Origin of the sequence: Sphingobium sp. Ant17 (genome assembly GCF_000588875.1) — a bacterium.
Lineage (GTDB): Bacteria > Pseudomonadota > Alphaproteobacteria > Sphingomonadales > Sphingomonadaceae > Sphingobium.
Genome location: NZ_JEMV01000033.1, coordinates 1 through 24,515 on the forward strand (window position 1 = coordinate 1; position 24,515 = coordinate 24,515).

General features: G+C 63.4%; 26 protein-coding genes and 3 pseudogenes. 20 read left to right on the top strand and 9 right to left on the bottom strand.

The window, feature by feature from the left end; genetic code table 11:
- The 3 genes from BF95_RS15040 to BF95_RS15050 form a co-directional block, all read left to right on the top strand.
- The coding region (locus BF95_RS15040) for an HlyD family secretion protein (protein WP_043152222.1) at nucleotides 1-711 on the top strand (711 nt) is incomplete at its 5' end.
- 2 nt (nucleotides 712-713) lie between these two features.
- Complete coding sequence (locus tag BF95_RS15045; protein ID WP_043152223.1) at nucleotides 714-2,270, top strand: MDR family MFS transporter; 1,557 nt, start codon at nucleotides 714-716, stop codon at nucleotides 2,268-2,270.
- A gap of 7 nt (nucleotides 2,271-2,277) precedes the next feature.
- Nucleotides 2,278-3,777, top strand: a complete 1,500-nt coding sequence (locus BF95_RS15050; RefSeq protein WP_051520044.1) for an efflux transporter outer membrane subunit — start codon at nucleotides 2,278-2,280, stop codon at nucleotides 3,775-3,777.
- Between the two features lie 123 nt (nucleotides 3,778-3,900).
- Here BF95_RS15050 and BF95_RS15055 read toward each other — a convergent pair.
- A pseudogene (locus tag BF95_RS15055) lies at nucleotides 3,901-4,996 on the bottom strand (IS630 family transposase).
- 517 nt (nucleotides 4,997-5,513) lie between these two features.
- Nucleotides 5,514-6,866 carry an IS1380 family transposase gene (locus tag BF95_RS15060; protein WP_043152225.1) on the bottom strand — a complete coding sequence of 451 codons (1,353 nt, stop codon included), beginning with the start codon at nucleotides 6,864-6,866 and terminating at the stop codon, nucleotides 5,514-5,516.
- 181 nt (nucleotides 6,867-7,047) lie between these two features.
- Here BF95_RS15060 and BF95_RS15065 point away from each other — a divergent pair, with 181 nt between their 5' ends.
- The 4 genes from BF95_RS15065 (at nucleotide 7,048) to BF95_RS28310 (ending at nucleotide 8,975) form a co-directional block, all read left to right on the top strand.
- The gene (locus BF95_RS15065; RefSeq protein WP_043152227.1) at nucleotides 7,048-7,227 is read left to right on the top strand and encodes a hypothetical protein; all 180 of its coding nucleotides are present in this window, start codon (nucleotides 7,048-7,050) and stop codon (nucleotides 7,225-7,227) included.
- Between the two features lie 217 nt (nucleotides 7,228-7,444).
- Entirely contained in the window at nucleotides 7,445-7,678 is a 234-nt protein-coding gene (locus tag BF95_RS15070; RefSeq protein WP_152542740.1) for a hypothetical protein, read from the top strand.
- Nucleotides 7,679-7,827: 149 nt separating this feature from the next.
- On the top strand, nucleotides 7,828-8,742 hold the full coding sequence (locus tag BF95_RS15075; protein WP_043152230.1) for a class I fructose-bisphosphate aldolase: 915 nt from the start codon (nucleotides 7,828-7,830) through the stop codon (nucleotides 8,740-8,742).
- A 65-nt stretch (nucleotides 8,743-8,807) separates the two neighbouring features.
- A complete protein-coding gene (locus tag BF95_RS28310) occupies nucleotides 8,808-8,975 on the top strand; it encodes a hypothetical protein (RefSeq protein WP_200866976.1) in 168 nt (55 codons plus the stop codon).
- A gap of 150 nt (nucleotides 8,976-9,125) precedes the next feature.
- Here BF95_RS28310 and BF95_RS15080 read toward each other — a convergent pair whose 3' ends face one another.
- From BF95_RS15080 to BF95_RS15085, 3 genes are all read right to left on the bottom strand, one after another.
- Nucleotides 9,126-9,542 (bottom strand): CBS domain-containing protein, encoded by a 417-nt coding sequence (locus tag BF95_RS15080; protein WP_043152282.1) that lies wholly within the window; start codon nucleotides 9,540-9,542, stop codon nucleotides 9,126-9,128.
- 61 nt (nucleotides 9,543-9,603) lie between these two features.
- Nucleotides 9,604-9,933: a PfkB family carbohydrate kinase gene (locus BF95_RS30740; RefSeq protein WP_443018374.1), complete on the bottom strand. Its 330-nt coding sequence runs from the start codon at nucleotides 9,931-9,933 to the stop codon at nucleotides 9,604-9,606.
- A gap of 2 nt (nucleotides 9,934-9,935) precedes the next feature.
- Nucleotides 9,936-10,601 carry a 1-phosphofructokinase family hexose kinase gene (locus BF95_RS15085; RefSeq protein ID WP_327195470.1) on the bottom strand — a complete coding sequence of 222 codons (666 nt, stop codon included), beginning with the start codon at nucleotides 10,599-10,601 and terminating at the stop codon, nucleotides 9,936-9,938.
- 207 nt (nucleotides 10,602-10,808) lie between these two features.
- Here BF95_RS15085 and BF95_RS15090 point away from each other — a divergent pair, with 207 nt between their 5' ends.
- The 4 genes from BF95_RS15090 to BF95_RS15105 all read left to right on the top strand — a co-directional run bounded on the left by BF95_RS15090 (nucleotide 10,809) and on the right by BF95_RS15105 (nucleotide 14,555).
- Nucleotides 10,809-11,951 carry a L,D-transpeptidase family protein gene (locus BF95_RS15090; protein ID WP_081764178.1) on the top strand — a complete coding sequence of 381 codons (1,143 nt, stop codon included), beginning with the start codon at nucleotides 10,809-10,811 and terminating at the stop codon, nucleotides 11,949-11,951.
- 122 nt (nucleotides 11,952-12,073) lie between these two features.
- Entirely contained in the window at nucleotides 12,074-13,531 is a 1,458-nt protein-coding gene (locus BF95_RS15095) for a CYTH and CHAD domain-containing protein (protein WP_043152231.1), read from the top strand.
- A gap of 130 nt (nucleotides 13,532-13,661) precedes the next feature.
- Complete coding sequence (locus tag BF95_RS15100) at nucleotides 13,662-14,114, top strand: potassium channel family protein (RefSeq protein ID WP_043152232.1); 453 nt, start codon at nucleotides 13,662-13,664, stop codon at nucleotides 14,112-14,114.
- An 84-nt stretch (nucleotides 14,115-14,198) separates the two neighbouring features.
- Entirely contained in the window at nucleotides 14,199-14,555 is a 357-nt protein-coding gene (locus BF95_RS15105; RefSeq protein ID WP_043152234.1) for a hypothetical protein, read from the top strand.
- 194 nt (nucleotides 14,556-14,749) lie between these two features.
- Here BF95_RS15105 and BF95_RS15110 read toward each other — a convergent pair whose 3' ends face one another.
- Together BF95_RS15110 and BF95_RS15115 are read right to left on the bottom strand one after the other, a co-directional pair.
- A complete protein-coding gene (locus BF95_RS15110) occupies nucleotides 14,750-15,469 on the bottom strand; it encodes a Crp/Fnr family transcriptional regulator (RefSeq protein ID WP_051520046.1) in 720 nt (239 codons plus the stop codon).
- Nucleotides 15,426-15,884: a response regulator gene (locus BF95_RS15115; protein WP_327195471.1), complete on the bottom strand. Its 459-nt coding sequence runs from the start codon at nucleotides 15,882-15,884 to the stop codon at nucleotides 15,426-15,428. The genes BF95_RS15110 and BF95_RS15115 overlap by 44 nt, the downstream gene beginning before the upstream one ends.
- A gap of 512 nt (nucleotides 15,885-16,396) precedes the next feature.
- On the opposite strand from BF95_RS15115, the pseudogene BF95_RS15125 reads away from it, so the two are divergent.
- From BF95_RS15125 to BF95_RS29300, 3 genes and pseudogenes are all read left to right on the top strand, one after another.
- A pseudogene (locus tag BF95_RS15125) lies at nucleotides 16,397-18,151 on the top strand (cation-translocating P-type ATPase); the annotation flags it as partial.
- A 119-nt stretch (nucleotides 18,152-18,270) separates the two neighbouring features.
- Nucleotides 18,271-18,351 (top strand): annotated as a pseudogene (locus BF95_RS31095) (hypothetical protein); the annotation flags it as partial.
- Nucleotides 18,352-18,366: 15 nt separating this feature from the next.
- Nucleotides 18,367-19,188, top strand: a complete 822-nt coding sequence (locus BF95_RS29300; RefSeq protein WP_152542743.1) for a cation transporting ATPase C-terminal domain-containing protein — start codon at nucleotides 18,367-18,369, stop codon at nucleotides 19,186-19,188.
- Here BF95_RS29300 and BF95_RS25665 read toward each other — a convergent pair.
- Nucleotides 19,137-19,637 carry a hypothetical protein gene (locus tag BF95_RS25665; RefSeq protein WP_152542745.1) on the bottom strand — a complete coding sequence of 167 codons (501 nt, stop codon included), beginning with the start codon at nucleotides 19,635-19,637 and terminating at the stop codon, nucleotides 19,137-19,139. The genes BF95_RS29300 and BF95_RS25665 overlap by 52 nt on opposite strands.
- Entirely contained in the window at nucleotides 19,615-19,914 is a 300-nt protein-coding gene (locus BF95_RS15135; protein ID WP_043152238.1) for a DUF5132 domain-containing protein, read from the bottom strand. The genes BF95_RS25665 and BF95_RS15135 overlap by 23 nt, the downstream gene beginning before the upstream one ends.
- Before the next feature lie 760 nt (nucleotides 19,915-20,674).
- Between BF95_RS15135 and BF95_RS15140 the strand changes: the two genes are divergently transcribed.
- From BF95_RS15140 to arsH, 6 genes are all read left to right on the top strand, one after another.
- Entirely contained in the window at nucleotides 20,675-21,055 is a 381-nt protein-coding gene (locus BF95_RS15140; protein ID WP_235209772.1) for a hypothetical protein, read from the top strand.
- 246 nt (nucleotides 21,056-21,301) lie between these two features.
- Nucleotides 21,302-21,634, top strand: a complete 333-nt coding sequence (locus tag BF95_RS15145; protein WP_043152239.1) for an ArsR/SmtB family transcription factor — start codon at nucleotides 21,302-21,304, stop codon at nucleotides 21,632-21,634.
- Between the two features lie 11 nt (nucleotides 21,635-21,645).
- Entirely contained in the window at nucleotides 21,646-22,173 is a 528-nt protein-coding gene (locus tag BF95_RS15150; protein ID WP_043152291.1) for an arsenate reductase ArsC, read from the top strand.
- Nucleotides 22,170-22,604: an arsenate reductase (glutaredoxin) gene (gene arsC, locus BF95_RS15155; protein ID WP_043152241.1), complete on the top strand. Its 435-nt coding sequence runs from the start codon at nucleotides 22,170-22,172 to the stop codon at nucleotides 22,602-22,604. Before BF95_RS15150 ends, arsC begins: the two co-directional genes overlap by 4 nt.
- Nucleotides 22,601-23,674, top strand: coding sequence for an ACR3 family arsenite efflux transporter (gene arsB / locus BF95_RS15160; protein ID WP_043152243.1), 1,074 nt, complete (start codon nucleotides 22,601-22,603; stop codon nucleotides 23,672-23,674). Before arsC ends, arsB begins: the two co-directional genes overlap by 4 nt.
- Nucleotides 23,674-24,414 (top strand): arsenical resistance protein ArsH, encoded by a 741-nt coding sequence (gene arsH / locus BF95_RS15165; RefSeq protein ID WP_043152244.1) that lies wholly within the window; start codon nucleotides 23,674-23,676, stop codon nucleotides 24,412-24,414. The genes arsB and arsH overlap by 1 nt, the downstream gene beginning before the upstream one ends.
- Nucleotides 24,415-24,515: the final 101 nt, after the last annotated feature.

Below are 24,515 nucleotides of genomic sequence, written 5' to 3' on the forward strand. Positions count from 1 at the left end.
GCGCGCGCCGAGGCCGCCTTCGCGCGGCAGCAGGTTGCGCGCTATCAGCCGCTGGCGGCGTCTGGCGCAGAGCCAGGCGAGCGATTTGCCCAGCTTCAGACGCAGGCACGACAGGCAGATGAGCGCGCCAATGCTGCTCAGGCCGGCCTTACCGCAGCAGAAAGGCGCGTTGGCACGCTTGGTGCCCAGGTACGACAGGCGCAATCGCAGGCCGAAGCCGCTCGTGCTCAGCTCTCCGCCGCGCGTGTGAACACCGAATCGACGTTGCTCAAGGCAGCGATCGATGGTCGCGTCGGCGATCTCGCTGTCCGGGTAGGGCAGTTCGTACAGCCCGGAACGCGCCTGATGACGCTGGTGCCGGTGGAGCGCCTCTTCATCGAGGCCAATTTTAAAGAGACGCAGCTAGGTCTCATGCGAGTCGGCCAGCCCGTCAGTATCGACGTCGACGCGCTCCCCGGGGTCGAGCTGAAAGGGCGGGTTGCCAGCTTCGCACCGGGCACAGGTGCCCAGTTCTCCGTGCTCCCGCCGCAGAACGCGACCGGCAACTTCACGAAGATCGTTCAGCGCGTGCCCGTCCGTATCGCGATCGATGCGCCGCCCGAAGTCAGGCCCCTTCTGGTTCCCGGAATGTCGGTCGGCATTACTGTCGATACCCGTTCGGCCAAAGGCGACCTGGAGAGAATCCGGCAGGCCGTAAGTCGGAAGCGCTGAGCGTGGCGACGGTTGCTGCATCTCCGGGGACGTTACGCGCCGAGCGAGCCGACTCGACGGCCTGGATCGCGGTCGCGGCCGGCGCGCTGGGCGCGCTGCTCGCGACGCTCGACATCTCGATCGTCAACTCGGCGCTGCCGACTATCCAAGGGGAGATCGGAGCGACCGGCACGGAAGGAACGTGGATCGCCACGGCTTTTCTCGTTGCCGAGATCATCATCATACCGCTGAGCGCGTGGCTGGAACGGCTTTTGGGGTTGAGGACACTTCTCCTCATCTCGGTGACCTCTTTTACAGGATTCTCGGTCCTGTGCGGCACCGCTACGGATCTGATGACAATGATCGTCGGAAGGGCGGGTCAGGGGTTCACGGGCGGCGTGCTCATCCCGACAGCGATGACGATCGTCGCAAAGCGCCTCCCGCCATCGCAACAGCCGATCGGCATGGCCCTTTTTGGAATGACCGTCATCCTGGGTCCGGTTCTTGGCCCCCTGCTCGGAGGCTGGCTCACGGAAAATCTGAGCTGGCATTATGCCTTCTTCGTCAACGTGCCGGTCTGCGGTCTGCTCTTGCTGCTGCTGCTTCTCGGCCTGCCGCACGAGAAAACGAACTGGGTCTATTTCCGCGAGGCGGACTGGTTCGGGATCGTCGGCATGATCCTCGGCCTGGGAGGACTGACGGTCGTGCTTGAGGAAGGGCACCGTGAAGAATGGTTTGAATCGACGTACATCGTCCGGCTGACGATCATGACCCTGATTGGGTTTGTCATGTTGGGTATCGGACAATTCAGGGCCGCCAAGCCTGTGCTTAAGCTGCGGATCGTGATGAATCGACAATTCGGCAGCGTCGTCGTCATGGCGCTGGCGCTGGGCATGGTGATGTACGGCTCGACCTTCGTCATCCCGCAATTCCTCGCGCTGATCGCTGACTATAACGCCCTTGAGACGGGTCAGGTGATTTTCCTCATGGGTGTGCCTGCCTTCTTGCTGATGCCCGTCATCCCGCTGCTTATCCGCGTCGTCGATATCAGGCTCGCCGTCGGCACAGGCCTTGCGCTCATGGCCGCCAGCTGCCTCGTCAACACCAGCCTCACCGCGGAATCTGCCGGAGAAGCCTTTACCGCCGGACAGTTACTGCGTGGTGTCGGCATGATCCTCACCATGCTGTTCCTGAACCAGGCCACTATCGCTTCGGTCAGCAAGGAGGATGCCGGTGATGCATCAGGCATCTTCAATGCCGCACGAAATCTCGGCGGGTCGTTCGCTTTGGCCGCCCTGGCCTCCTTTCAGGACCAGCGAATGTCGCTCCATAGCCGGCGGATGGAAGAGACCCTTTGGGCAAACGACCCAAGTTTGCAGGATTATCTCGCCGGCATGGCCAGGACGTTCGGCCAGATGGACGCCGCCCTTCAGTCGCTTGCCGGGACCGTTCAGCAGCAGGCCTTCATCATGACGTACAATGACATTTTCCTGGCGATGGCGCTTGCGACACTGGCCACGCTTCCACTCGTTTTGTTCCTGCGCCCGCTGCCCAAAGGGCAGTCCATGGCGATGCATTGAGGCTGCGATGACAAACTTCAGAGGTCTCGTTCTCGCCCCCTTGCTGCTCGGCGGATGTGTCGTTGGCCCGGACTACGCCGGACCGCCGGGGTTGGGTCGCGCCGCCCCCCAATCCAAGTTCGTGCGCCAGACCGCGAGTACGAGCACCATTGACCCCGCAGTTGCTGAGTGGTGGACGGCCCTTCAAGATCCGGTCCTGAACGAGCTTGAGCGACGCGCACTTGCAGCGAATCCGTCGATCGATGTCGCCCAGGCGCGACTCCGTCAGGCGCGTGCATCCGTGCGCCAGGAGCGCGCTAACCGCTTTCCGAAAGCTGGGGCACAAGCGACCGGAATCTTCGCCGACCTTCCCGGGATCGATCTGCAGTCGGCTCAGGGGAACGGCGCAACGCCCCCTTCCCAGGACGCGGATTCCTCTCTCCAGTTTTTCAATCTCGGCCTGAACGCAAATTGGGAAATCGATCTTGCAGGAGGCCAGATCCGAAAAATAGAATCCGCTAACGCACTAGCCGCAGCGGCTTCCTACAACGCGGCAGATGCACACGTTCAACTCACAGCCGACGTTGCGCAAAGTTATACGAATCTGCGGGACCGGCAGCAGCGCGCCGCTGCACTTCGTGGGGGGCTGGACCTGCAGAAGCAGCAGCTAGGCCTCGCTCGGCAACGCTTTCAGCAGGGCACGGTGCCGGCCTTTGCCATTGGTCAGGCGAACCGCGCCATTCAGGCTACCAACGGCGATCTCGCTACGGCTGAGGCGGAGATCGGAATTTATCTCAATGCGCTCGCCGTGCTTGCAGGGGAGGCGCCAGGGAGGCTCGATTCCTTGCTGGCTGTCCCGCGTGACGTCCCCTTGCCGCCACAGGTCGTCGCCATCGGCGATCCCGCCTCTCTCCTTCGCCGTCGACCCGACATACGCGCCGCCGAGCGCAATCTGGCGGCCACGACCGCCCGGATTGGCGTCGCTGAAGCAGCGCGTTTTCCCAAGATCAGCTTTATGGGGATCCTAGGCATCGGCGGAACGTCTGTCGGAGACCTGGTCGATCTGGGAAATATCTCCAACATTGCCGTGCCCCAGCTACAATGGGGGTTGCTCGATTTTGGACGAACTTCGGCCCAGATAACGCAAGCGCGCGCTGGACGAGACGAAGCTGAGGCACAGTATCGACAGGTCGTTCTAGGTGCGTTCCAGGACGCCGAGAATTCGCTCGCGCGCTTTGCACAGCAACGTCGCAATGTGGCAGCGCTCGCCGAGATCAAGCGATCGGCCGATGAGTCAGACATTTTGACACAACAACGCTTCCAGCGACAGGTGATTTCCCGCAGTGACGCACTTGAGTCCGGTCGTCAGAAAGTGCTTGCTGCATCAAACCTTCAAAGTGCTGTTGCGGCTCTTACGGCAAGTTATGTCGCCATTCAAAAGTCGCTAGGGCTTGGGTGGGGGGAACCCACCGATTCAAGCCTGGGTTCTACTCCCTTGAATACTTCTGAAATAATTTCGAAAAACTGATGGTAATCGCTTAGTACAAGATGGTTATTATTATTGACTACCCAAATTAACTTAATACGGTTGTGCACAAAGCCTCGCCGCTGTTGAAGTATCATTGAGGCTTTTCTCCAAGATGTGATATCATCAATAGTTCATACCCAAGCGGATCGAATCTAACACTTGGTGCCCGCGCCTGACGGCGGCGATGATTTTATCAGGATCGGCGGTCCAGACGAAGGGTTTTGGGCTCTCGTTGTGCTCGGCGAGGAAGCGGTTGATGGCGGCCTGAAGATCGACGAGCGAGTGGAATACGCCTCGTTTGAGGCGTCGTGAGCCTGGCGAAGAAGCCCTCGACGGCGTTGAGCCACGAACAGGACGTTGGCGTAAAGTGGAAGGTGAAGCGCGGGTGCCGCTCGAGCCACTCGCGGACCTTGGGGTGCTTGTGGGCGGCATAGTTGTCGAGGATCACGTGGATCGCCTTACCGGCGGGGACTTGCGCCTCGATCAGATTGAGAAAGCGGATGAATTCCTGGTGCCGATGCCGATGCCGCTGCATGTTGCGGCCGATCACGGTCCCGTCGAGTATGTTGAGCGCCGCGAACAGCGTGGTGGTGCCGTTGCGCTTGTAATCATGGGTCATGGTGCCGGCTCGCCCCTTCTTGAGCGGCAGGCCGGGCTGGGATCGGTCGAGGGCCTGGATCTGGCTCTTCTCGTCGAACGACAGGACGATCGCGTGGGCGGGTGGCGCGATATAAAGGCCGACAACGTCGCGCAGCTTGTCGATGAACTCGGGATCATTGGAAAGCTTGAACTGCCGAACGCGGTGAGGCTGCAGGCCATGGGCGCGCCAGATCCGGTGAACCGAACTGGCGCTGATCCCCGCTTCGCGGGCCATCAGCGCGGCCGTCCAATGGGTCGTCTCACCCGGCGGTTCCTCACGCGTCCCGGTGGCAACCCAAACGAGCACCTCCGGGGTCAGCGGAGGGATGCGCGAAGGGCGGGTCTTGTCACGCAACAGACCTTCAACCCCTTCCTGCATGAACCGCTCCTGCCAGCGCCACACGCACGTCTTGGACGTGTCCGTCCGGCGCATGATCTCGCTGGTGCCGACCCCATCGGCGCTCAGAAGAACGATCTCGGCACGCCAGACGTGCTTCTGAGGGGCGTTACGATCCTTGCAGATCCGTTCGAGACGTTCGCGGTCCGCGGACGTGAGGTCGATGACGATACCACTGCGCATGCCCGCTGACTCGCACGGCCGCAGCCGACTGGGAATCCCTAATCGGACTCAACCGTCAGGCGAGAACCACTAGTCCGCCCTGGTGAGGACCGCGCAAGCGAATTACCGTACTGATCATTGCGATCAGACCATCGGGGCGACCTTCATCGCTGGCTCTCTAGCGATCCACTCGGAGTTACCCGAGCGTTACCCGAGAATCTACCAAATCCCAACTCGCCTCGTCGGCCAAGGTTCTAAGTGATTATTTTCACTGTATAACCTTGGAGCTGCGAAGGGAATCATTCGTTACCGTCGTTTTTCAAGGCGCGCGTTTGAGGTCGGAGGCCGACGTCTGGCCCTCCGCCTTGACCGACGGCGGACTTAGCCCGTCCTATTCAGTGGTGGCCTGAGGGCAGTGGCGCTGGGGGGCTGGCTTGAGGCGAAGACGCGGCTGGCCGAGGCGCCTTTTGCATCGCGTGTTGAGGGTGGTTTGCGGGGTTGAAGGACAGGGTTTGTTCAGCGGCGCCTGCCGCGTTGTTCAGGGTCCGGCGGCGCGCAGGGTGAGCGAGATGGATCGGAAGAGGGCGGCATCGGGGCAACCGGTCGCAAACGCGACACGGATGCGGCTGGCGGTTTCCACGATCCGTGCGGCGACCTTGAGCAGGCGCAGACGGATGGTGGCGAACTCGGCAGTTCGCAGCGCGGCGGTCGCTGGCATGGCGTTGCGGACCGCCCACATCAGCCAGTAGGCAGCGGTGTGGAGGATTAGCCGCATCTGGTTGGCGTTGGCCGAACGGCAGGAGGTGCGGTCGCTTTTGAGCTGGCTTTTGTGCAGCTTGATCAGATTCTCCGCCTGGCCGCGGGCGCAGTAGAGCGTGTCGTAAATCCATTCGGCGCTGCCCTCGGCGAGCGAGGTGACGACGAAGCGGACATCAAGGCCGAGCGCGCTCGCTTCGATACGGGCCGCCACCCGGCGCTTGCACGTGCCCCAGCTTTTCGCGGCATAGCGGATCTCGGCATAGCGGCGCAGCTCGACAAGCTGGCGCGTTGCGCGATCGGTGGCGCAGGCATCGCTCTGGGTCACGATGACCGGATTGGCGTGAAGAGCAGCGTTTCCAGCCAGGCCAAAGACATAGTCGATGCCGTTCGCTTCGCACCACGCCATCGGCTCGGGTCGGCCGTAATGGCTATCGCCGCGCAGCGTGATCCGGGTGTCGGGCCAATGGCGGCGGATATGCCGCACGAGCCGCCGGAGATGGCCGGCGACCTCGGTGCCGGAGGGCGTTTTGCCAGTCCGCAGCAGCATCGCCACCGGACGCCCGGTCGCGGTATCGTAGACGTGGATCGGCAGGAAGCAGCGCTCCGCGTGATGACCGTTCCAGAACGACAGCTGCTGCATGCCGTGAACGACATCGACCGTGTCGTCGATGTCGAGCGTGACCGCCACAGGCGGCGTCGGATAGCTCGCGCAGTAGATGTCGATGAGTGTCCCGGTCAGCCGGACCAGCTCGCGCGTGGTCGGCGCGTTCTCCCAACGGCTCATCGTCGGTTGGCTCGCCAGCCCGACCGGACCGTCGGGTCGCTTGCCGAGCGCCAGTTTGAACCCGGGGTCGTGGCGCAGCGTGTCGAGGTCGTCGGCATCCTCGTAGCCGCAGGCGATCGCCAATATGCGCGCGCGCAAAATATCATCGAGATCATGGGTGACGCGGCTCTGGTCGCGAGGATCGGCGATGCACGCGGCAAGCCGCCCGGCAATCCCCATACGTCGCTCAGCCTGAGCGAGTAACAGCACGCCACCGTCCGACGTCAGCCTGCCGCCATCGAAGGCGGCCGTGACTTTGCGGCCATGAACCGCTGGGAATGCGAAAGAGAGTACGCTATTGTCTGCCATGGCGGTCGTGGCACTTTCTGTCCGGCTTGAGGATTGGTCTCAGCAACCCTTCTCTAAACCAAATCAGATAGTTACGCTACGATCGCCAACCCAAAACCGTGCCCCCGGTGCATAAGACGGGCTAGGGCTCGACGTCTACGAGGAGGAGGACGGGCTCTTCTTCGAGAACCTGTCGCAAGACATGATCCAGGACGATATTTTCGCGCGCCTGCTGACATTCCCCAACGTTCTCGTCACCGGGCACCAGGGCTTCTTCACGGGCGAGGCTCTGACTGCGATTGCGGCGGCGACGATTGAGAACCTTTCCAGCTTCGAGGGGACAGGCGTCGCTGCGCACCAGATTGCGCCGGTTCGCAGCTGATATCGATCTGTCCCGCGACGCTCGCCGGACCCGTAACCTGCGCGATGTTCCGATCCGGTCAATTACGCATAGGCGCACAGCTGGCGAACGATCATCCTGCGTCCAACAACGGAGAAGCATGATGCGCACGATCCTGACAAGTATAGCGCTCCTCGCGCTCTGCGCCTGCGATGCGGCCGAAAAAAATGTAACAGAGCCGAGGGAAGTAGCCGGAAATGTGACCAATTATGTCGCAGAGGTCGTGGCTCTACCCGAACGTCAGCGGAATGCGGTCTTCTTCCGCGCGATCCGGGACGCGGGTCTGCCGTGCCAGAATGTGACCGGCGCCGAGCAGATCGCGACTGGCGAAAAGGCGCCGATGTGGCGCGCTCAATGCGAGGACGGCGTCGCGCACCTCATCCAGGTTCTGCCGGACGGGACCGCCAACGTCGTCAGCCGGGCGACCCCGTAGGTGACCGCGCCGTACGCAGATCACGAGAGCGCCAGGACGGACGCCGGCGGCCGGCGCTGGAGGGTGCGGTGATCACAGCCAGTGTCACGGATACGCAAGACGGCGACGACCTCCCCGAGCCGGATATTCAGCGTGAACACCCTGTGCGGATGCATATTTCCGACACGGTCCACAAGATCCTCGCGCGCTACGAAGGAGAGTCGGCCGAGATCAAGCTGAACCTGGCGCGCATTCTCATGCATGGCCGGGTAGGAGGCAGCGGCCGTCTGATCATCCTTCCCGTCGACCAGGGGATCGAGCACGGCCCGGCGCGAAGCTTTGCCGCCAATCCAGCCGCCTACGATCCCCACTACCATTTTCGGCTCGCGATCGATGCGGGCCTGTCTGCCTTTGCAGCACCGGCCGGCATGCTCGCGGCCGGGGCTGACTCGTTCGCCGGACAGATCCCCACGATCCTCAAGCTGAACGCCGCCAACAGCCTCACGGTGATCAAGGATCAAGCGGTCGTCGCGACCGTGGACGACGCGGTGCGCCTCAACTGCGCCGCTGTAGGATTCACGCTCTACCCTGGTTCGGATGCCTTTATCGACCAGGCCGAGGAGTTGCGCATCGTGGGCCAGGAGGCCCGCGCCGCCGGCCTTCCATTGCTTGTCTGGTCCTATCCGCGTGGCGGGCTGATTTCCGAACAGGGCGAGACCGCGCTCGATATCATCGCCTATGCCGCACACATCGCTGTCGCGCTGGGCGCCCATATCGTGAAGGTGAAGCTGCCCAGCGAGCATATCGAACAGGACGCCGCCAGGCCTGCCTATGCCGACCGGCAATGGTCCGACCCGGTCGAGAGGATAAGGCACGTCGTCCAGGCCGCTTTTTCCGGGCGTCGCCTCGTGCTCTTCTCGGGAGGCGCGGCTAGGGACGCAGAGTCGCTGTATCGGGACGCCCGCGCGATACGTGATGGCGGCGGCAGCGGCTCGATCATCGGCCGCAACAGCTTCCAGCGGCCTCGCTCCGAGGCTCTGGCGATGCTGGACGAGGTCGTGCGAATCTATTCCGGCACAGGCTGATGGCCCCCGGCACTTCTGACCCCAATCCCGAGTTGCGGGCAAAGATCGAAATGAGGAGAAACAGCATGGCGACCCAGCCGGAATTCCCGCCGCCAGACACCATCGAACCCCAGTCGCCACCGGAGGCTCCGCCTGGCCCCGGTCCGGCGGAAAATCCTTTTTCCGAGCCGCCGGAGATCATTCCAGACGTTCCCGACCAGGATTATCCGGGCCGAGAGAACGACCCGGCGTAAAGGCATTTCGCGCCGGGCGGTAGCCGGCCGCGAGAGGTAACGGCATGATCTGCCGTTCAGCGTGTCAGCCCGAGGCCTGAGCACTGCGCCAAGAGGATTAAGGTTGGCACGGATGTACGCGGCAGGAATTTGCGAGCTGGAGGGCTTTGCTTATGCGACCAAGGCATGCAGCACGTCGGCACGGCTGATCAGGCCTACAACCCGACCGTCCGTCACTACAGGAAGCCGTTTGACAGCATGGCATTCCATGAGCTCGATCGCTTCCTCCATGGATGCATCGGATCCGATCGTGATCGGGTCGCGCGACATAATCTCGCCGACGGTCCGGGATTCTAGCGCGTTGATGCGCGCGTTGGCATCTGCGCCGAAGAGCGCGGTCAGCCGAGCCGGCCGCTCTTCACGCCGGAAGAAATCCCCCTCGGAGATAATGCCCTGGAGTTGCCCGCCCCGATCGACCACGGGCAGGGCGCTGATGTGGTGGTTGGCCATGGTTCGTATCGCCTGCGCAAGCGAAGCATCATGCGTGATCGTCGCCGCCCCGAGGCTCATAACATCGCTTGCTTTCATCTTCTCTCTCCGTCCGCTCGATCATTTGCCTGCCGTTGCAGCAAGGTAGGGCGCTTGTCTCTCACGCGCGCTGTGCCTCCGCTGCCCGGCTGCTATGCGCTGCCATATTGATCGAAGCTTCCGCCGGCGTTTCGCCCGGATCGACAAGGACGTACAGCCGTTCCACCTCATCCCGATGGCAAAGATCAGTACCCGGCGTCAGGACGGCGGCGGCGCCTGCCGCGATTCCATATCGAAAGGCGTCCACCGGATCCCGGCCGCAAGCCAGCGCGAATGTCATTGCCGCAAGAAAGCTATCGCCGGCGCCGACTGCGCTCTTCGCTTCAACGGGCACTGCGGGCAGCCAGAGGACACCGGAGCGCTGCGCGAGGAGGCCGCCTTCATGGCCCATGGTCACAGCCACATATTGGGCCTGGTCCTTGTGGACGATGTCCGACGCTGCGTCGCGATGTCGCTGCGATCTGCCAGTGAACGGCCTACAAGCTGCTGAAGCTCGCCAAGACTGGGCTTGACCAGCAATATGCCGCCGGCGGCGAGGCCCTGCTGGAGTGCGGCCCCCGAACTGTCTAGAATGAACTCGATCCCGCGAGCCCGCGTCTTCGTCTGCAGGCGGCTGTAGAAATCGTCGGGCACGCCCGGCGGCAGCGATCCGCTCGCGACGAGATAATCACATTCGATACCGTCGAGATGGTCAAGGCATGCTTGCCATTCCTGCTCGGTGACGACGGGGCCGCGCGGCACGAACCGGAATTCCTTGCCTGTTTCCCGCTCATAGACCGCCGTGCTTATGCGGGTGTTGCCTTGGATCGGGATGCGGGAGCGAACCATCTGGTGAAGATCGAGAAGACTATCGAGCGTAGCGCCGGTGGCGCCGCCCGCGAGATAGTGCGCGCGCGCGGTGCCACCCAGCCGGGCGATGACACGCGCCACATTGATGCCGCCGCCGCCCGGGTCATAATGTTCCTGGCGGGCCCGGATCTTGTGAGTGTGAAAGACGCGGTCCGCCTCATAGGCCACATCTATGGCCGGGTTCATCGTAAGGGTCGCAATTCTCTTCATGTCCGGGAGGTTATCATCGCGAGCCTTGACGTCGGAATAAGTATATGTCCCGAGATGCTCCGCAGTTCGGCTCGCTTGACTGCCATGGCCACCGCGACGGCTCTGTCACCGCCATACCCCTGTGCAGCTATCGAGTGGGCTTCGGTGCGGACACGGCTCCGTATTGTTCCCTATGTTGTCACGCCCCGGCTTTCGACAGGAAAAGCCATGAAGAAATTCCTGCTTCTCGCCTTTGCCTGCTTCCTGCCCGCGGCATCCGTCCCCAACCCGCCGCATTGGCACAAGGCGCAGGCCGAACGCCTCGTCGAATGGCTCGACGCAGCTGCCGACGACGGCCTCGCGCCCGTCAGCAAGGAAGCGCACGTGGTCCGCGCGGCGATTGCGGCCGGTGAAGAGGTGCGCCTTGATACGGCGGCGACGGCGGCAGCGATCCGGCTGTTGCAGGCTCACCGGACGGGTTGCTGCAATGCGTCCCTGCGCACCGGTTGGCGCATCGCGGGGGAGCCGCTTGGGGCCGAACCGGCTGCTGCGGTGGCGGCGTCGTTGGCGCGAGACGACCTCGACCGGCTGTTCGGCACGGCGCGCCCCTCGCATCCCTTTTATTATTCGCTTCGCAAAGCCTATTCGCACGAGCAGGATCCTGCGCGGCGCGCGACAATCGCCGCCAATCTCGATCGTTGGCGCTGGATGCCGCGCGTGCTCGGAGCCCGCTACCTGCTGGTTAACACCGCGGCCTTCGAAGCGACGCTGTGGGACGGCCGGAAGCAAATCGGCCGCTGGGCGGTAATCGTCGGCAAGACCGGCTCGCCGACACCGGTATTCGCCGCAACAGTGACAGGTGTGACGTTCAACCCCTGGTGGGAGATTCCGTCGAGCATCGTCGCGGAAAGCGTCGGCGCTTTGGTGCGCAACCGTCCTGCCGAGGCGGCGCGCAAGGGCTATGTCGTGCAGGGTGGCCGGTATCGACAGCGCCCGGGCGCAACCAATGCACTCGGGCGGATGAAACTCGTCATGCCCAATCCTTACAGCGTTTATCTTCACGACACACCGAGCAAGGGTCTGTTCGAGCAGGATGTACGCGCCTTCAGCCATGGCTGCGTCCGGGTCGGGGACGCGCTCGGCCTCGCCACGGCGCTTCTTGCGACCGAGCCGGGCTGGGACCGGGCGCGCACGGATGCCATGGTCGCGGCAGGGCGGACGGCTACCGTACCGATGGCTGCTCCGGTTCCCGTCTATGTCGCCTATTTCACGGCCGAACCGGACGGCGAAGGCGGTATCCGCTATTTTCCCGACGTTTACCATCGGGACCGCGGCATGCCGGTGCCGGGCGAGGAGAATTGTCCCCGATAACCTTTGCAAATTGCGGTGCCCAGCGGGAACATCGACCACGCCCATCGGCCGAATCTGCGCGAGGCGGCTTAGCGTTCAGACGGCTCCTAGATGACATCACGAAACGGTGAGAGAAGGCATGCATGGCGGACGAAATCGAACTGAAGCTCGAACTGACGCCGGACGCCGCCGATGCGTTCGAAGCTTCCGCTTTGCTGCCGGCCAATCCTGAAAAGATCGAGCAAGGGTCGGTCTATTTCGACACTCCGGATCATGCTCTGGCGAAGAAGGGGTTTTCGCTTCGCATCCGCCGTTCGGGCAGGAAGCGCACGCAGACCGTGAAGGCGGATGGCGCCAGTGCCGCGGGCCTGTTCGTGCGCTCCGAATGGGAACGCGCCGTCAAGGACGACAAGCCAATCCTCGATGATACGACGCCGGTTCGGGCCATGATCGGCGGCGCGGTCGATAGCGTCGGTTCGGTCTTCGAGGTGCGGATCGCGCGGCGCGCGTGGATACTGAGGCAGGAGGGCGCGACGATCGAAGTGGTTCTGGACCGCGGCGAGGCGGCGGCGGGGGACCGAACATCGCCGATCTGCGAGATCGAGCTGGAGTTGAAGGCCGGCGATCCGGCCGCATTGTTCACGCTTGCCCGGCGCATCGATGCGGTCGCGCCCGTCCGGCTCAGTGTACAGACCAAGGCCGAGCGGGGCTACCGGCTCACCGGACCGGTCACGACGATGGTCAAGGCCGAGCCGATAGCGCTAACCAGCGACATGACGGCAGCCCAGGCGTTCCAGCATATCGTCCAGAGCTGCGTGCGGCAGTTCCGGTTGAACGAGACGCTGCTGCTGGCCCGCCGGGACACCGAGGCGCTGCATCAGGCGCGCGTGGCGTTGCGCCGCCTGCGATCAAGCTTCTCAATCTTCAAGCCGCTGATCGGTGGCGACCGCAAAGCGAAGCTGGGCGAGGAGCTGCGGTGCCTCGCTTCGAGGCTGGGCGACGCCCGCAACCTTGATGTGTTGCTCGAACGCGCCCGATCGGGTCCACTATACGATCGCATCGAGGCGGCGCGCCAAGCGGCCTATGGCGAGGTCGCGGATGCATTGGCGTCATCGCGCGCGCGGAAGCTGATGCTCGATCTTGCGGAGTGGACTGTGAACGGCGACTGGCTACATGTGTCCGCCACCGAGGCGGATCGCCATCAGCCGGCGCGAGAATTCGCGGTCGCCGCGCTCGGCCGCTTTCGCCGCAAAGTGAAGAAGGGGGGAGGTGATCTCGCTCATGCGGACGATGCGGCCCGGCACGAGGTCCGCAAGGACGCCAAGAAGCTGCGCTATGCCGCGGAGTTCTTCGCCGCCCTGTTCGAACGCAAGCGCGAGAAGCAGCGGTATCGAAGGTTCCTTGCCGTGCTGGAAGAGCTTCAGGACCAGCTCGGTCTGCTCAACGATCTGGCGACGGCGCCGCGCCTGCTGGAAACGCTAGGAATCGCTGACGATCACGATGCGTCAATGTTGTTGGCCGACGGCAGGAAGAAGGCGTTGCTGAAAGCTGCGGCCGATGCGTATCAAGCGCTGATCGACACGAAGCGGTTCTGGCGATGACCGATAGTTCCGGCTCTTGTCGCTGGCGTAGCAACGGATGCCGGCGCAAGCCCTGCTTGCACCAACCAACGTGCCTTTATCGGATGGATTGTAGTGGGCGGGACGGGCCGTCTATGCCAACCTGGCCGCCATGACATTGTCCACGCAACTGGGTATCGCAACAGCGGTCGTCGCCCTGACGGTGCTGGTGCACCTCGTCGGGCTTGGGGCGTTGCTCGCAATTCTGCGCCGACACCGTCACGCATCGAGCCGAATGCTGGCGGCGATGTTCAACACAGCGGCGATCCTTTTAGCGGCGTTCGGCCTCTTTGCGCTGCATTCGGTCGAGATCTGGATCTGGGCGGGCCTATACCGGTGGCTCAACGCTTTTCCTGATTTCGAGCAGGCGCTTTACTTCTCCACCTCGACCTATGTGACAATAGGCTACGGAGATCTGGTTCTTCCCCCGGGCAGTCGCATCCTGGGCGCGATCGAGGGCGCCAGCGGAATTATTCTGATCGGCTGGTCCACCGCCTTCTTCTTTTCCATCGTTGATCGTTTGAAGCTGCTTGAACGAGGGTTCGAGCATGATCGGGCAGAATAGCCTTGGTCAGTCATTCGTGGTCGCGCCTGATGGAAAGGGACGCAAAGTCGGCGCTCATCATCATCATGGCGCCAGCGGGCCGTCATGCTTCCCACCCGATCCGCATCCAGAACGTCGCCCAGCCTGGATCGCGACCGGTTCCGGAAAATCTTCATTGACGCCGAAATGGACGGCGTCGAAGCGATGAACATCGTCAGGCTCGGCGCTGCTATCTCCCAGACGTTGGGCATTGCGCGTTGCCCCTTTTTGCAGTCACCTTTCTTTCTCAAGCGACCGCAGCTTCTCTTCCTCATCGCGAAGGAGTTTGCGGATTTCATCATGCCTGTCGCGATGGGCGGCATTGTGGAGAAGCGCCTGGAAGCGCAGGATATTCTGGTTGTGCGCCCAGGATTGCTTCTCGAAGTCGCTCCGACCGTTCCCGCCCTCACGCGCCATTTGTAACGCTCCCGTTAGCGACCTGCCTACGGGTGAGCGGAGCGCCGCTGGCGGCTATCCTATCGACTCAGCGTGTCGGAGTGCACAGAGTGATGATCGTTCGCGCACGCGTCTGTTCGATGTCGAACATAGCATGAGCGTTTCCGAACCTTTCCCGAAAAATCAGCCGCCCGGCTGCGTTTCCGGACCGAACAATCGATTCATCTCTGCGGTGGTCTCGGCGTAGCATTCGCATGAGTCTCCTCGAGACCCGCCCGGTCGACGATCGTAATGATCCCGCGTACATAGTCGATGTATCCCGCCCGATGGAGCACCTTGGCGGTCAGCGAGACGCTGGAGCGGGTGGTTCCAAGCATCGTCGCGAGGAATTCGTGGGTGAGCGGAAAGGTGTCGGCAAGCGCACTGTCATGGCTCGTCAGCAGCCAACGACAGCAGCGCTCCTCGAGCGTATGCAGTCGGTTACAAGCCGCAGTCTGCGCGAGCTGGCCAAAGGCGAAGCGCCAGTACCGCTCCATCATCCGCCTCAGATCGCGATCCCGCTCGAGCTCGCGCGAAAGGAAAGTTCGGCTGATCTTCAGCGCGCTGCCCGGCACCTGCACCATCGTCTCGGTGATCGCGACATCGACGCCGAACAGCGCATTGGAATCGGTGATGCCCTCGAGGCCGATCGCGCCCACTTCGACGGAGCGGCCGTCGCGCATCACCTTGACCATCGAGACGATGCCCCGGTTTACGAAATAGAGATGCTGGATCAACCCGTTAACATGATCGATGACGGCCCCCGACTCCGTCCGAATAAGCTCCATCTCGGGCGTCAGCCGGGCGAGCGTTGCCGGAGGCAGCGCGAGCAAAAGGCGGTTGGTGATTGGCTCCCTTTCACTGACCATCGTGACGCGCTCCGCCTGACTGACGGTGCGCATGCAAGAGACGGTCGATAGTGTCACCGACGGCTCCTTCGCGAAACGGCTTCTCGATCACCGCCCCAAAGCCGAGGCTGGCAGCTCGCTCCTGAAGGTCTGGGGTGGAGTAGGCGGTAATCAGTATGGCGGGTCCATTCCAATCCCGCGAACGCAGGCGCGACAAAATCTCGAAGCCGTCGAGTTCGTCGAGCCGATAGTCCGCCACCAGGCAGGCAGCGCTTATGCAAAACGGATCGTCGAGCAGCGTCTTTCCGCTCGCGTGCGCCCTCACGTCATAGCCCCGCGCCTGCAAGACCAGCTGAAGCGATCGCCTGACGGCGGGATCGTCCTCTGCAAGCAGGATCTTCGGCTGTCCCGAATCCGAAACAGTGTTTCGGTATGGCATGTCGTTCCGTTCGGAGAGGAGATATTGCATCGCTCCCGATACCGGGCCCACCTACGCGGTGCGTTACGTAAAGCCCCGGATGGGGCGTCATCAGTCCCGCGCACCACTTCGGACAGGCGCCAGACGCTCAGTTCGTGATGGCCCGCGACCACCTCGCTTGTGTCGGAATTTGTGCTGCGGTCACGTCCCCGGGGATGTGACCGCGGCGATCTGCTCGCGCCACTCTACCGCGCGGTGCCGGGGGCTGCGGACCAGTGAACTCTGGCTCGCAAAGCGACGACGTTGAGGGAACATACCAATCTGCTGCGGTCTCTCGATGATGTAACGCCTGCGGACATATGATTGGTCATGCTTTCCGGGCAGCGTCCGGAAGAATGAAAGGATCGCGAATACCAGTGGCGATTTCGATACATCATCACATTCCGGGTCGAACGCGATTGCGGTTTTCTCCATGGCCTGCCGATGACGCGTTACGGCGTTTCCGAAGCAGATTGGTGGCTCGCGGTTGCCGTGTAGGGGAGGGCAATGCCTTCTTGGGCAGCATGCTTGTCGAACATGATCCCGCAGTGACCATTGCCGCCATCGTCTCCTGGTTGGAGGAATCGGCGCCGATCGAGGCGGCCGCCGAGCCAGATGACCGGCTTTCCCGCTCCGGTCCGCGGCGACCGAGGCTTTTGGACGAACCGCCACTGGAGAGTGACGCCATTTTCCGTTCGCGGGGTGAGGATATCCTCGAGCTGTTGCGTAGCGGGGCGGACGGTCTTTCTGCGAACGAGGCGCGCCGCCGGCTCGCCGTCTACGGGCCGAACCAGACTCCGCCGCCGCTCGGCCGCTCGCAGCGGGATATGGTCGCGGCGCAGTTCACGGGCTTGCCGGTGGCGCTGCTGTTCGGATCGGCGGTTCTTTCCTTCGCCACCGGTGGCCTGCTGGACGCCGCTTTGACGATCGGCGTCGTACTCGCCAACGCCGCCATCGGCTTCTCTTCGGAAAATGCCACGGAGCGCCTTATCCGCCGCCTGTCGCGGCCGACGGAGCATATGGCGGAGGTCCAGCGTGACGGCAATCGCCTTACGGTGCTCGCCGCGACGATCGTGCCCGGCGATATCCTCGTCCTCGCGCCGGGCCAGTTCGTGCCCGCCGATGCCCGAATTCTCGAATGCCGGGATCTGACGGTGGATGAATCGACGCTGACGGGCGAGAGCCTGCCAGTTCGAAAGCACGCCAAGGTGCTGGACCAGGCGCCGGCCGGAGTCGCCGACCGGCACAATATCGTCCACGATGGAACGATCGTCAGCGGTGGAGACGGGCGCGCAGTCGTCTTTCGTACAGGCAGCGGCACGGAGGCCGCACGAACCCGCGCCTTGATCGATCTGGCGCGTCCGCCCCGACCCGTCATCGAGGAGGAGCTCACTTCCCTCAGCGGCCGTCTCGCATTGCTCTGCGTCGGCGCATCGAGCGTTGTGTTCCTGGTCGGGCTACTGCGCGGCGAGCCACTGCTGGCCATGGCGCGAAGCGCGGTCGCGCTCGCCGTCGCTGCCATTCCCGAGGGTCTTCCGGCCATCGCGACCACGACACTTGCGCTGGGCGCAAGGGCGATGGAGCGCGAGCAGGCTTTTGTTCGGGCGCTGCCCGCGGTCGAGGCCCTGGGCACCATCGACACCATCTGCCTCGACAAGACGGGAACCCTGACCGAGAACAGGATGGCGGTCGTGGCGGTCGCCATCGGAGAAGAGGTTCGGCGGACTTCGGCGGACGGACATGGCCATGGCTCGGACACAGATTTGCTGCGGGCCATCGCCGAGGCCGTAGCGCTGTGCAATGAGGCAAATCTGGCTATGCAGACGGGATCCTCCACCGAGCTGGCGCTTCTTCGCTTTTCCAGCGACGTCGGCATCGACCCCGATGCCGTTCAACAACAGTCGCCGATAGTGGGCCTCCAGAGCCGGGATCAGGCGCATCGATGGATGGCGACAGCGCATCGCCGCAACGGCGCGGATTATGTCGCGGTCAAGGGCGCGCCGGACGAATTGCTCGCGCTTGCCGCCCACGAACTGACGGAGGATGGGCTTCGGCCGCTCGACGAGGAACGGCGTTACCGGATCCTTGCCACCAATGAGACGCTCGCCCGGGAAGGCTTGCGGGTGCTCGGCGTTGCGAGGAAGGAAGGTGATCTTCGCGACGGATTGCCGGACGACCTCGTCTGGCTGGGCCTCGTGGCGCTCGCTGACCCTGTCCGCGCGGAGGCGCAGGAAGCGGTCGAGATCTTTCACCGCGCCGGCATTCGAACGATCATTATCACCGGAGATCAGCCGGCCACCGCGCTTTCGGTCGCCGAAGCGGTCGCCGTGTCACGGACCGGCATCATCCCCGTCGTGGACGGCGCGAACCTTGCGGATCTCGACGATCAGGCGCTTGGCGCTTTGGCGCTCCGGACGTCGGTCTTCGCCCGTATCAGCCTAGTGACAAGCTGCGCATCGTCCGCGCGCTTCAGGGCGCGGGCCGGCGCGTGGCGATGATCGGGGATGGCGTCAACGACGGTCCCGCGCTCAGGGCTGCTGCGGTAGGCGTCGCCATGGGAAGGCAGGGAACCGATGTCGCGCTCGAGGTGGCGGACATCGTGATCGCCGACGATGATTTACGGGCGTTGGCACGGGCGATCGCCCGCGGGCGCGCGACCGATGACAGCATCGGCGCGGCCACCCGCTATTTCCTGTCGACGAACCTGTCGGAGGTGCTCCTCATGCTCGGCGAAACCCTGCATGGCCGGGGCGGGCTCGAAACGCCGATGGAGTTGTTCTGGCTCAATCTGGTGACGGACATCATGCCAGGTCTGGGGCTGGCGATGGCCGAGCCGCGAGGCGACGTGATGACACGCCCCCCGCGCACTGCGGATGCGCCGCTGTTCGGCCACGACGAGCTTCGGGATCTTGGATTCGACGGCGCGCACCTCGCTGCGTCGGCGTTGACCGCCCATCTCATCCTGTTGGCGCGCAAGGGCGCCGGACCACAGGCACGCGCGGCGACCTTCATAACATTGTCGCTGGCGCAGTTTGCCCACGCCTGGGGGCTGCGTGACCGGACGCCCGGATCGGTCGCAGGTCGAGTGGTATCGGAGATACGGCTTGGCGGCGCATTGGCAGCGGCTTGCGGACTGCTTGCCGCGCCTTTCCTGATCCGGCCACTGCGAACGCTGCTCGGGCTGGGTGTGCCCGGTCCGGGCGACTTGGCGCTCTCCGCCGGGCTGGCGGCGACCTCTTTCGGCATCGGCGAACTGCGACGGTCTCAGCGAATGAACGTTCGCAGTGGCCGGGCCATCGTCAGGGTGGCGGCCTGACCGAGGAGGGTCAGCGCCGGTCCGGCAACCCTGCCTCTTGCGAGCTGGATCACACCCCCGGCCACAAGCCCCGCGAAAGCCAGGCTCCACAGATCCGCACGGCCGTCCGTCAGGCGCGCTATCGCTCCGTCGACCGTACCAAGCTGCCGTGCGGCGGCGCCCATCGGATCAATCGGCTGAAGATGCGTGATGGACGAAGCAAACTGGATGCCTTCTCTGGCGATCGACTCCCGCAACTCATCAAAATCGCCGCGGTGTCTGATAACGATGCTGCCGCTTGTCGGCCTGATCTCGGCGGAGTCTATGCCCGGAATCGCGGCCAATGCCGTAGCAAGCGACTCAAGCCGCTCGAGGTGGGGCAGGGGACGATCGAGCACGATCCGGACGCGTCCGGGCATACGGTGCTTGAGATGACCTCGCGTCGTTTCAGCTTTTGGACTGCGATCCATCGACGGCGTCCTTCTCCTGGCTGGCTGCTCCTTGCGTGGCTGCGGTTGCGGAAGCGGCCTCTGGCGCCGGTGTTTGCTTCATCTCATGGGCGACCTCGGCGACCAGATCCTCGACATCTTCAGCGAAACGCGCGGCCGCGCCGCGAACTGCTGCATAGCCGGCAAGACCGGCCCGCAGCGCCCGTTTGGCCGCAGGCCTCGTCGTTTCCCACGGGATCGACGCCACCAGGGCGCCACCCGCTCCGACCACCATTCCCCAGAAGAAGCTGCCGCGCATGATCGTTCCCGTATTTTCCTGCCGCCATGGCAAATCGAGCCGTGCCTTTCGCTCGGCTTGAGCCGACTCTGCACGAGCAATATGAAAATCTGTGGCTGATCCGAGCCTGCCTCATGCTCTTAACCGGACGAATTCGTATACATACGTAGGTCCCGGCGATCACCGTCCCTCATAGTCCTTCCACTGGAAGCGAAGCGACAATCTTGTCGCAGCGGTCGTCCTTCAGCCAGAAGCCCAGGTGCCGACGCGGAAGGTTCCTTGCCGCGGTGGAAGCGCTTGGGGACCGGCAGCATGCCCAACGATCTGGTCAACCGTACCGCACATATAGGAGGAACTCGGAATAGCCGATGATCCCGATGCAGCAAAGCCGGTGGCCAGCCGCGGCAGGAAGGCGATGCCGAGGGCTGCGTCCAACGCCACATGACGTCCTGCACGAAGTGGTTCTGGCAAGGACCGATGGCCCGGTCCTCATCGTGGGCAGAAATCTCCCATCGCTTGGGACTTAGGGGAATTCCTTACAGAGGGACCTGCCTGACGCATCTAAAACCCTATATTTCGGATATGACGGTCTTGCCCACTTACAGCCCACGCAAGTCGACGGCAGCCGCCGGGGTTCCGCTCTGCGCCCTGCTGATCGCTTCGCTTCTGCTGGCCGGCTGCATTCCCCATAGCCCGCCGCCCAAGACCGGCGCAGCCGCGCCACCCGTCGCGCAGCCGGAAAGCAAAGGTAGACCAGACGGGCAGGAGGGCGGGCGAGATCGTGACCCAGCCGGTTCGCGACGTCGGTGTGGCCGCGACCAATATTCCGCCGGTGTTGGAAAGAGCGAGCGAGAACCCCTACAACCTCGACGGCCTTAGAGCCTGCACCGAACTGGCCCGTGCGGTAACCGAACTGAGCGCGGTGCTTGGACCGGACTTCATTGTCGGTGCGAAACAGCAAGAGAACAGCGCCGGAAAATTTGCAGAGGCCGGCGGCCAGATGGTGGTGAACTCGCTCATTCCCTTCCGGGGACTGGTGCGGGAGGCGACCGGCGCGGCGCCGGCGCAGCGTCGCCTCAACACCGCGATCGATGCGGGTTTTGCGCGACGGGGCTTCCTGCGCGGCATCCACCAGGCAAGAGGCTGCCGTCCGCCGCTCTGAGGCGCCGGGAACGCGTCCTCAAGAGGCTGGACGTCGCGGCGACCGATCCTAAAGAAGGTCTCCTTCCCGACGGTTGCCGACGACCGTACCGTCGGGAAGGCCGCTGCTGAAGAGATTCGCGCCGCTTGAGCGACCCGAGCGGCTCTCCCGGCTGGGCCGCGATCCGGCTGGGGATGTTGGAAAAGCATGTAAATCGCTGTGAATGTCGTCGTTGATCATTATCCATATATCCGTTAATATAGATACATGGATAATGATTCGGCCATCGCCACTTTAGGCGCTCTCGCGCAGGGCACCCGCCTTGACGCCTTCCGGCTTCTGGTCCGGCATGAGCCCGACGGGCTCGCTGCCGGCGAGATCGCCAAGGCATTGGCTGTTCCCCAGAACACCATGTCGGTTCACCTGGCCACGCTCTCACGAGCCGGATTGATCCGTTCCGAGCGGCGCAGCCGGGTCATCAACTATCGCGCCGAGCTGGACCAGTTGAAGACGCTGACCCTGTTTCTCGTGAAGGATTGCTGTGGCGGCAACGCGGCGCTGTGCGCGCCATTGATCGCCGAACTCGCCCCCTGCTGCTGATGGAGTCTGCCATGTCCGACCGCATCTTCAACGTCCTCTTCCTGTGCACCGGTAACTCGGCCCGCTCGATTCTTGCGGAGAGCGCCCTTACCAAGCTGGGCGGCGGTCGCTTCCGTGCCTTTTCGGCCGGGAGCTACCCCAAGGGCGCGATCAACCCTGACGCGCTCGCTCTGCTCGAGCGGATTGAATATCCTACAGAAGGTCTCCGTTCGAAGAGCTGGGACGAGTTCGCCGTGCCTGGCGCGCCCGTGATGGATTTCGTGTTCACGGTCTGCGACGACGCGGCGGGCGAGGTCTGCCCGATCTGGCCGGGTCATCCTGTCACCGCCCATTGGGGGATCGAGGATCCAAGCCACGTCCAGGGTTCGCAGATCGAGCGGGAGCGCGCGTTCGTGACAGCGCTGCGCTATCTTGAGAACCGCATCAAGCTCTTCGCGGCGTTGCCCTTCGACAGGCTCGACGCCATGGCTTTGCGGGCCCGTGTCCGTGAGATCGGGCATGGCGAAGGCGCGAGCAGCCGTCGCGGGGACGCAGCCTGACGCCGGTCGATATCATAATCTACCACAATCCCGAGTGCGGCACCTCCCGCAACACGCTGGCGATGATCCGCAATGCTGGAATCGAACCGCATGTGATCGACTATCTGAAGGCTCCTCCGTCGCGGTCGATGCTCATGTGGCTGATCGAGCGCATGGGTATTACCACGCGCTCTTTGCTGCGCGAGAAGGGCACGCCTTTCGCTGAGTTGGGGCTCGATAACCCGTCGCTGAGTGATGGGCAGCTTGTCGATGCGATGATGGCGCATCCAATCTTGATCAACCGCCCGATCGTAGTGTCACCGCTCGGCGTCAAGCTCTGCCGCCCTTCCGAGGAGGTGCTCGATCTGCTGCCGAGCGATCAGCGTGGCGCCTTCGCGAAGGAAGATGGCGAACGCATTGTCGATGACCGCGGCCAGCGGGTCGCATCATGAACGCCACCGCTGCTGGAACGTTGGCGCCGGGCAGGCCGGCGATCAGCACATTCGAACGCTATCTCAGCGTCTGGGTAGCGCTTTGCATCATCGTCGGCATCGCACTCGGCTATGCACTGCCCGGCCTGTTCGGCGTGATTGCGTCGACCGAGGTTGCGCGGGTCAACCTCATCGTTGCGGTTCTGATCTGGCTGATGATCGTCCCGATGCTGCTCAAGATCGATCTTGGCGCGCTTGGTTCGGTCAGGCAGCATTGGAAGGGTGTCGGCATAACGCTGTTCATCAACTGGGCGGTAAAGCCCTTCTCGATGGCGCTGCTCGGCACCCTGTTCCTGGGCTGGCTGTTTCGGCCGCTGTTGCCGGAGGCTGAGATCAGCTCCTATATCGCCGGACTGATCCTGCTTGCCGCAGCGCCCTGCACGGCGATGGTGTTCGTCTGGTCCAATCTCTGCGATGGTGACCCGACCTACACGCTGAGCCAGGTCGCGCTCAACGACACCATCATGGTGTTCGCGTTCGCCCCGCTGGTCGGCCTTCTCCTCGGCGTCGCATCGATCACCGTACCCTGGGACACGCTGCTGATCTCGGTCCTACTCTACATCGTCGTGCCGGTGATCGTCGCGCAGGTCATTCGGGGTGCCGTGCTCTCGTCGGGCGGACACCCCGCGCTTGACCGGCTGCTCAGCCGTCTTGGCCCAGTATCTTTGGTCGCGTTGCTGACGACTCTGGTGCTGCTGTTCGGATTCCAGGGGCAGGCGATCATAGCCCATCCGCTGGTGATCGCGCTGATCGCCGTGCCGATTCTCATCCAGGTCTATTTCAACGCAGGGCTCGCCTATTGGTTGAGCCGTCGGTTCGGCGTGGCATGGTGCGTTGCCGCCCCCGCCGCATTGATCGGCGCGTCCAACTTCTTCGAGCTGGCGGTCGCTGCCGCGATCAGTCTGTTCGGTCTCAACTCCGGCGCAGCGCTTGCTACCGTCGTCGGCGTGCTGGTCGAAGTTCCGGTCATGCTGTCCGTGGTCAGAATCGTGAAGGCGACACGCCCTTGGTATGAGCGTCGGGTAGCCTGATGTCGCGCCTTCGTTCCCTTGCCGACCCTGATGACCTGCCGGCGCTCGATCGGTCGCTCGTTAGACCTAGTCCCGCCGTCGGCCTCGGTTCGCTCGAACATCCGCCCCGCATCTTGCTGCTTTACGGATCCCTGCGGGAGCGATCATTCAGTCGACTCGCGGTCGAGGAGGCGGCGCGCCTGTTGATCCTGTTCGGCGCCGAGGTGCGGATCTTCGATCCGAGCGACCTGCCGCTGCCGGATCAGATCAGGGGGGACGACCATCCGGCGGTCCATGAACTTCGTCAGCACGCGCTCTGGTCCGAGGGCATGGTGTGGTGCAGTCCCGAGCGTCATGGCCAGATCACTGGCATCATGAAGGCGCAGATCGACCATCTGCCGCTGGAGTTTGGCGGTATGCGCCCGACCCAGGGAAGGACGCTCGCGGTGATGCAGGTCTCAGGCGGCTCGCAGTCTTTCAACGCGGTCAACACGCTGCGTCTGCTCGGCCGCTGGATGAGGATGTTCACGATCCCGAACCAATCGAGCATCGCAATGGCATTCAAGGAGTTCGATGAGGCAGGCCGCTTGAGACCCTCCAGCTACTACGACCGCATTGTCGACGTGATGGAAGAGTTGATCCGGTTCACCATTCTGATCCGAGGCCATGCCGAGCAGCTTGTCGATCGATATTCTGAGCGCAAGTCCGAGACCGCCAAGCGCGATGCCGCGAACGACCTGACGTCACGATCGATAGCGTGAGGCCCGCAATTGGGCCAGAACGCCGGGTCTGGCGCCTTATGGCTGTTCTATTCCCGCCAGCCGGACGCTGGATTTGCCCCCCGTCCCCCGGGCGATGCTGC

Coding starts and splice junctions, on each gene's coding strand:
- BF95_RS15050 (WP_051520044.1), top strand. CDS start 2,278: ATGACAAACTTCAGAGGTCTCGTTCTCGCCCCCTTGCTGCTCGGCGGA.
- BF95_RS15060 (WP_043152225.1), bottom strand. CDS start 6,866: ATGGCAGACAATAGCGTACTCTCTTTCGCATTCCCAGCGGTTCATGGC.
- BF95_RS15065 (WP_043152227.1), top strand. CDS start 7,048: ATGATCCAGGACGATATTTTCGCGCGCCTGCTGACATTCCCCAACGTT.
- BF95_RS15075 (WP_043152230.1), top strand. CDS start 7,828: ATGCATATTTCCGACACGGTCCACAAGATCCTCGCGCGCTACGAAGGA.
- BF95_RS28310 (WP_200866976.1), top strand. CDS start 8,808: ATGGCGACCCAGCCGGAATTCCCGCCGCCAGACACCATCGAACCCCAG.
- BF95_RS15080 (WP_043152282.1), bottom strand. CDS start 9,542: ATGAAAGCAAGCGATGTTATGAGCCTCGGGGCGGCGACGATCACGCAT.
- BF95_RS30740 (WP_443018374.1), bottom strand. CDS start 9,933: ATGGGCCATGAAGGCGGCCTCCTCGCGCAGCGCTCCGGTGTCCTCTGG.
- BF95_RS15085 (WP_327195470.1), bottom strand. CDS start 10,601: ATGAAGAGAATTGCGACCCTTACGATGAACCCGGCCATAGATGTGGCC.
- BF95_RS15090 (WP_081764178.1), top strand. CDS start 10,809: ATGAAGAAATTCCTGCTTCTCGCCTTTGCCTGCTTCCTGCCCGCGGCA.
- BF95_RS15095 (WP_043152231.1), top strand. CDS start 12,074: ATGGCGGACGAAATCGAACTGAAGCTCGAACTGACGCCGGACGCCGCC.
- BF95_RS15100 (WP_043152232.1), top strand. CDS start 13,662: ATGACATTGTCCACGCAACTGGGTATCGCAACAGCGGTCGTCGCCCTG.
- BF95_RS15105 (WP_043152234.1), top strand. CDS start 14,199: ATGCTTCCCACCCGATCCGCATCCAGAACGTCGCCCAGCCTGGATCGC.
- BF95_RS15110 (WP_051520046.1), bottom strand. CDS start 15,469: ATGCGCACCGTCAGTCAGGCGGAGCGCGTCACGATGGTCAGTGAAAGG.
- BF95_RS15115 (WP_327195471.1), bottom strand. CDS start 15,884: ATGCAATATCTCCTCTCCGAACGGAACGACATGCCATACCGAAACACT.
- BF95_RS29300 (WP_152542743.1), top strand. CDS start 18,367: ATGATCGGGGATGGCGTCAACGACGGTCCCGCGCTCAGGGCTGCTGCG.
- BF95_RS25665 (WP_152542745.1), bottom strand. CDS start 19,637: ATGGATCGCAGTCCAAAAGCTGAAACGACGCGAGGTCATCTCAAGCAC.
- BF95_RS15135 (WP_043152238.1), bottom strand. CDS start 19,914: ATGCGCGGCAGCTTCTTCTGGGGAATGGTGGTCGGAGCGGGTGGCGCC.
- BF95_RS15145 (WP_043152239.1), top strand. CDS start 21,302: ATGGATAATGATTCGGCCATCGCCACTTTAGGCGCTCTCGCGCAGGGC.
- BF95_RS15150 (WP_043152291.1), top strand. CDS start 21,646: ATGTCCGACCGCATCTTCAACGTCCTCTTCCTGTGCACCGGTAACTCG.
- arsB (WP_043152243.1), top strand. CDS start 22,601: ATGAACGCCACCGCTGCTGGAACGTTGGCGCCGGGCAGGCCGGCGATC.
- arsH (WP_043152244.1), top strand. CDS start 23,674: ATGTCGCGCCTTCGTTCCCTTGCCGACCCTGATGACCTGCCGGCGCTC.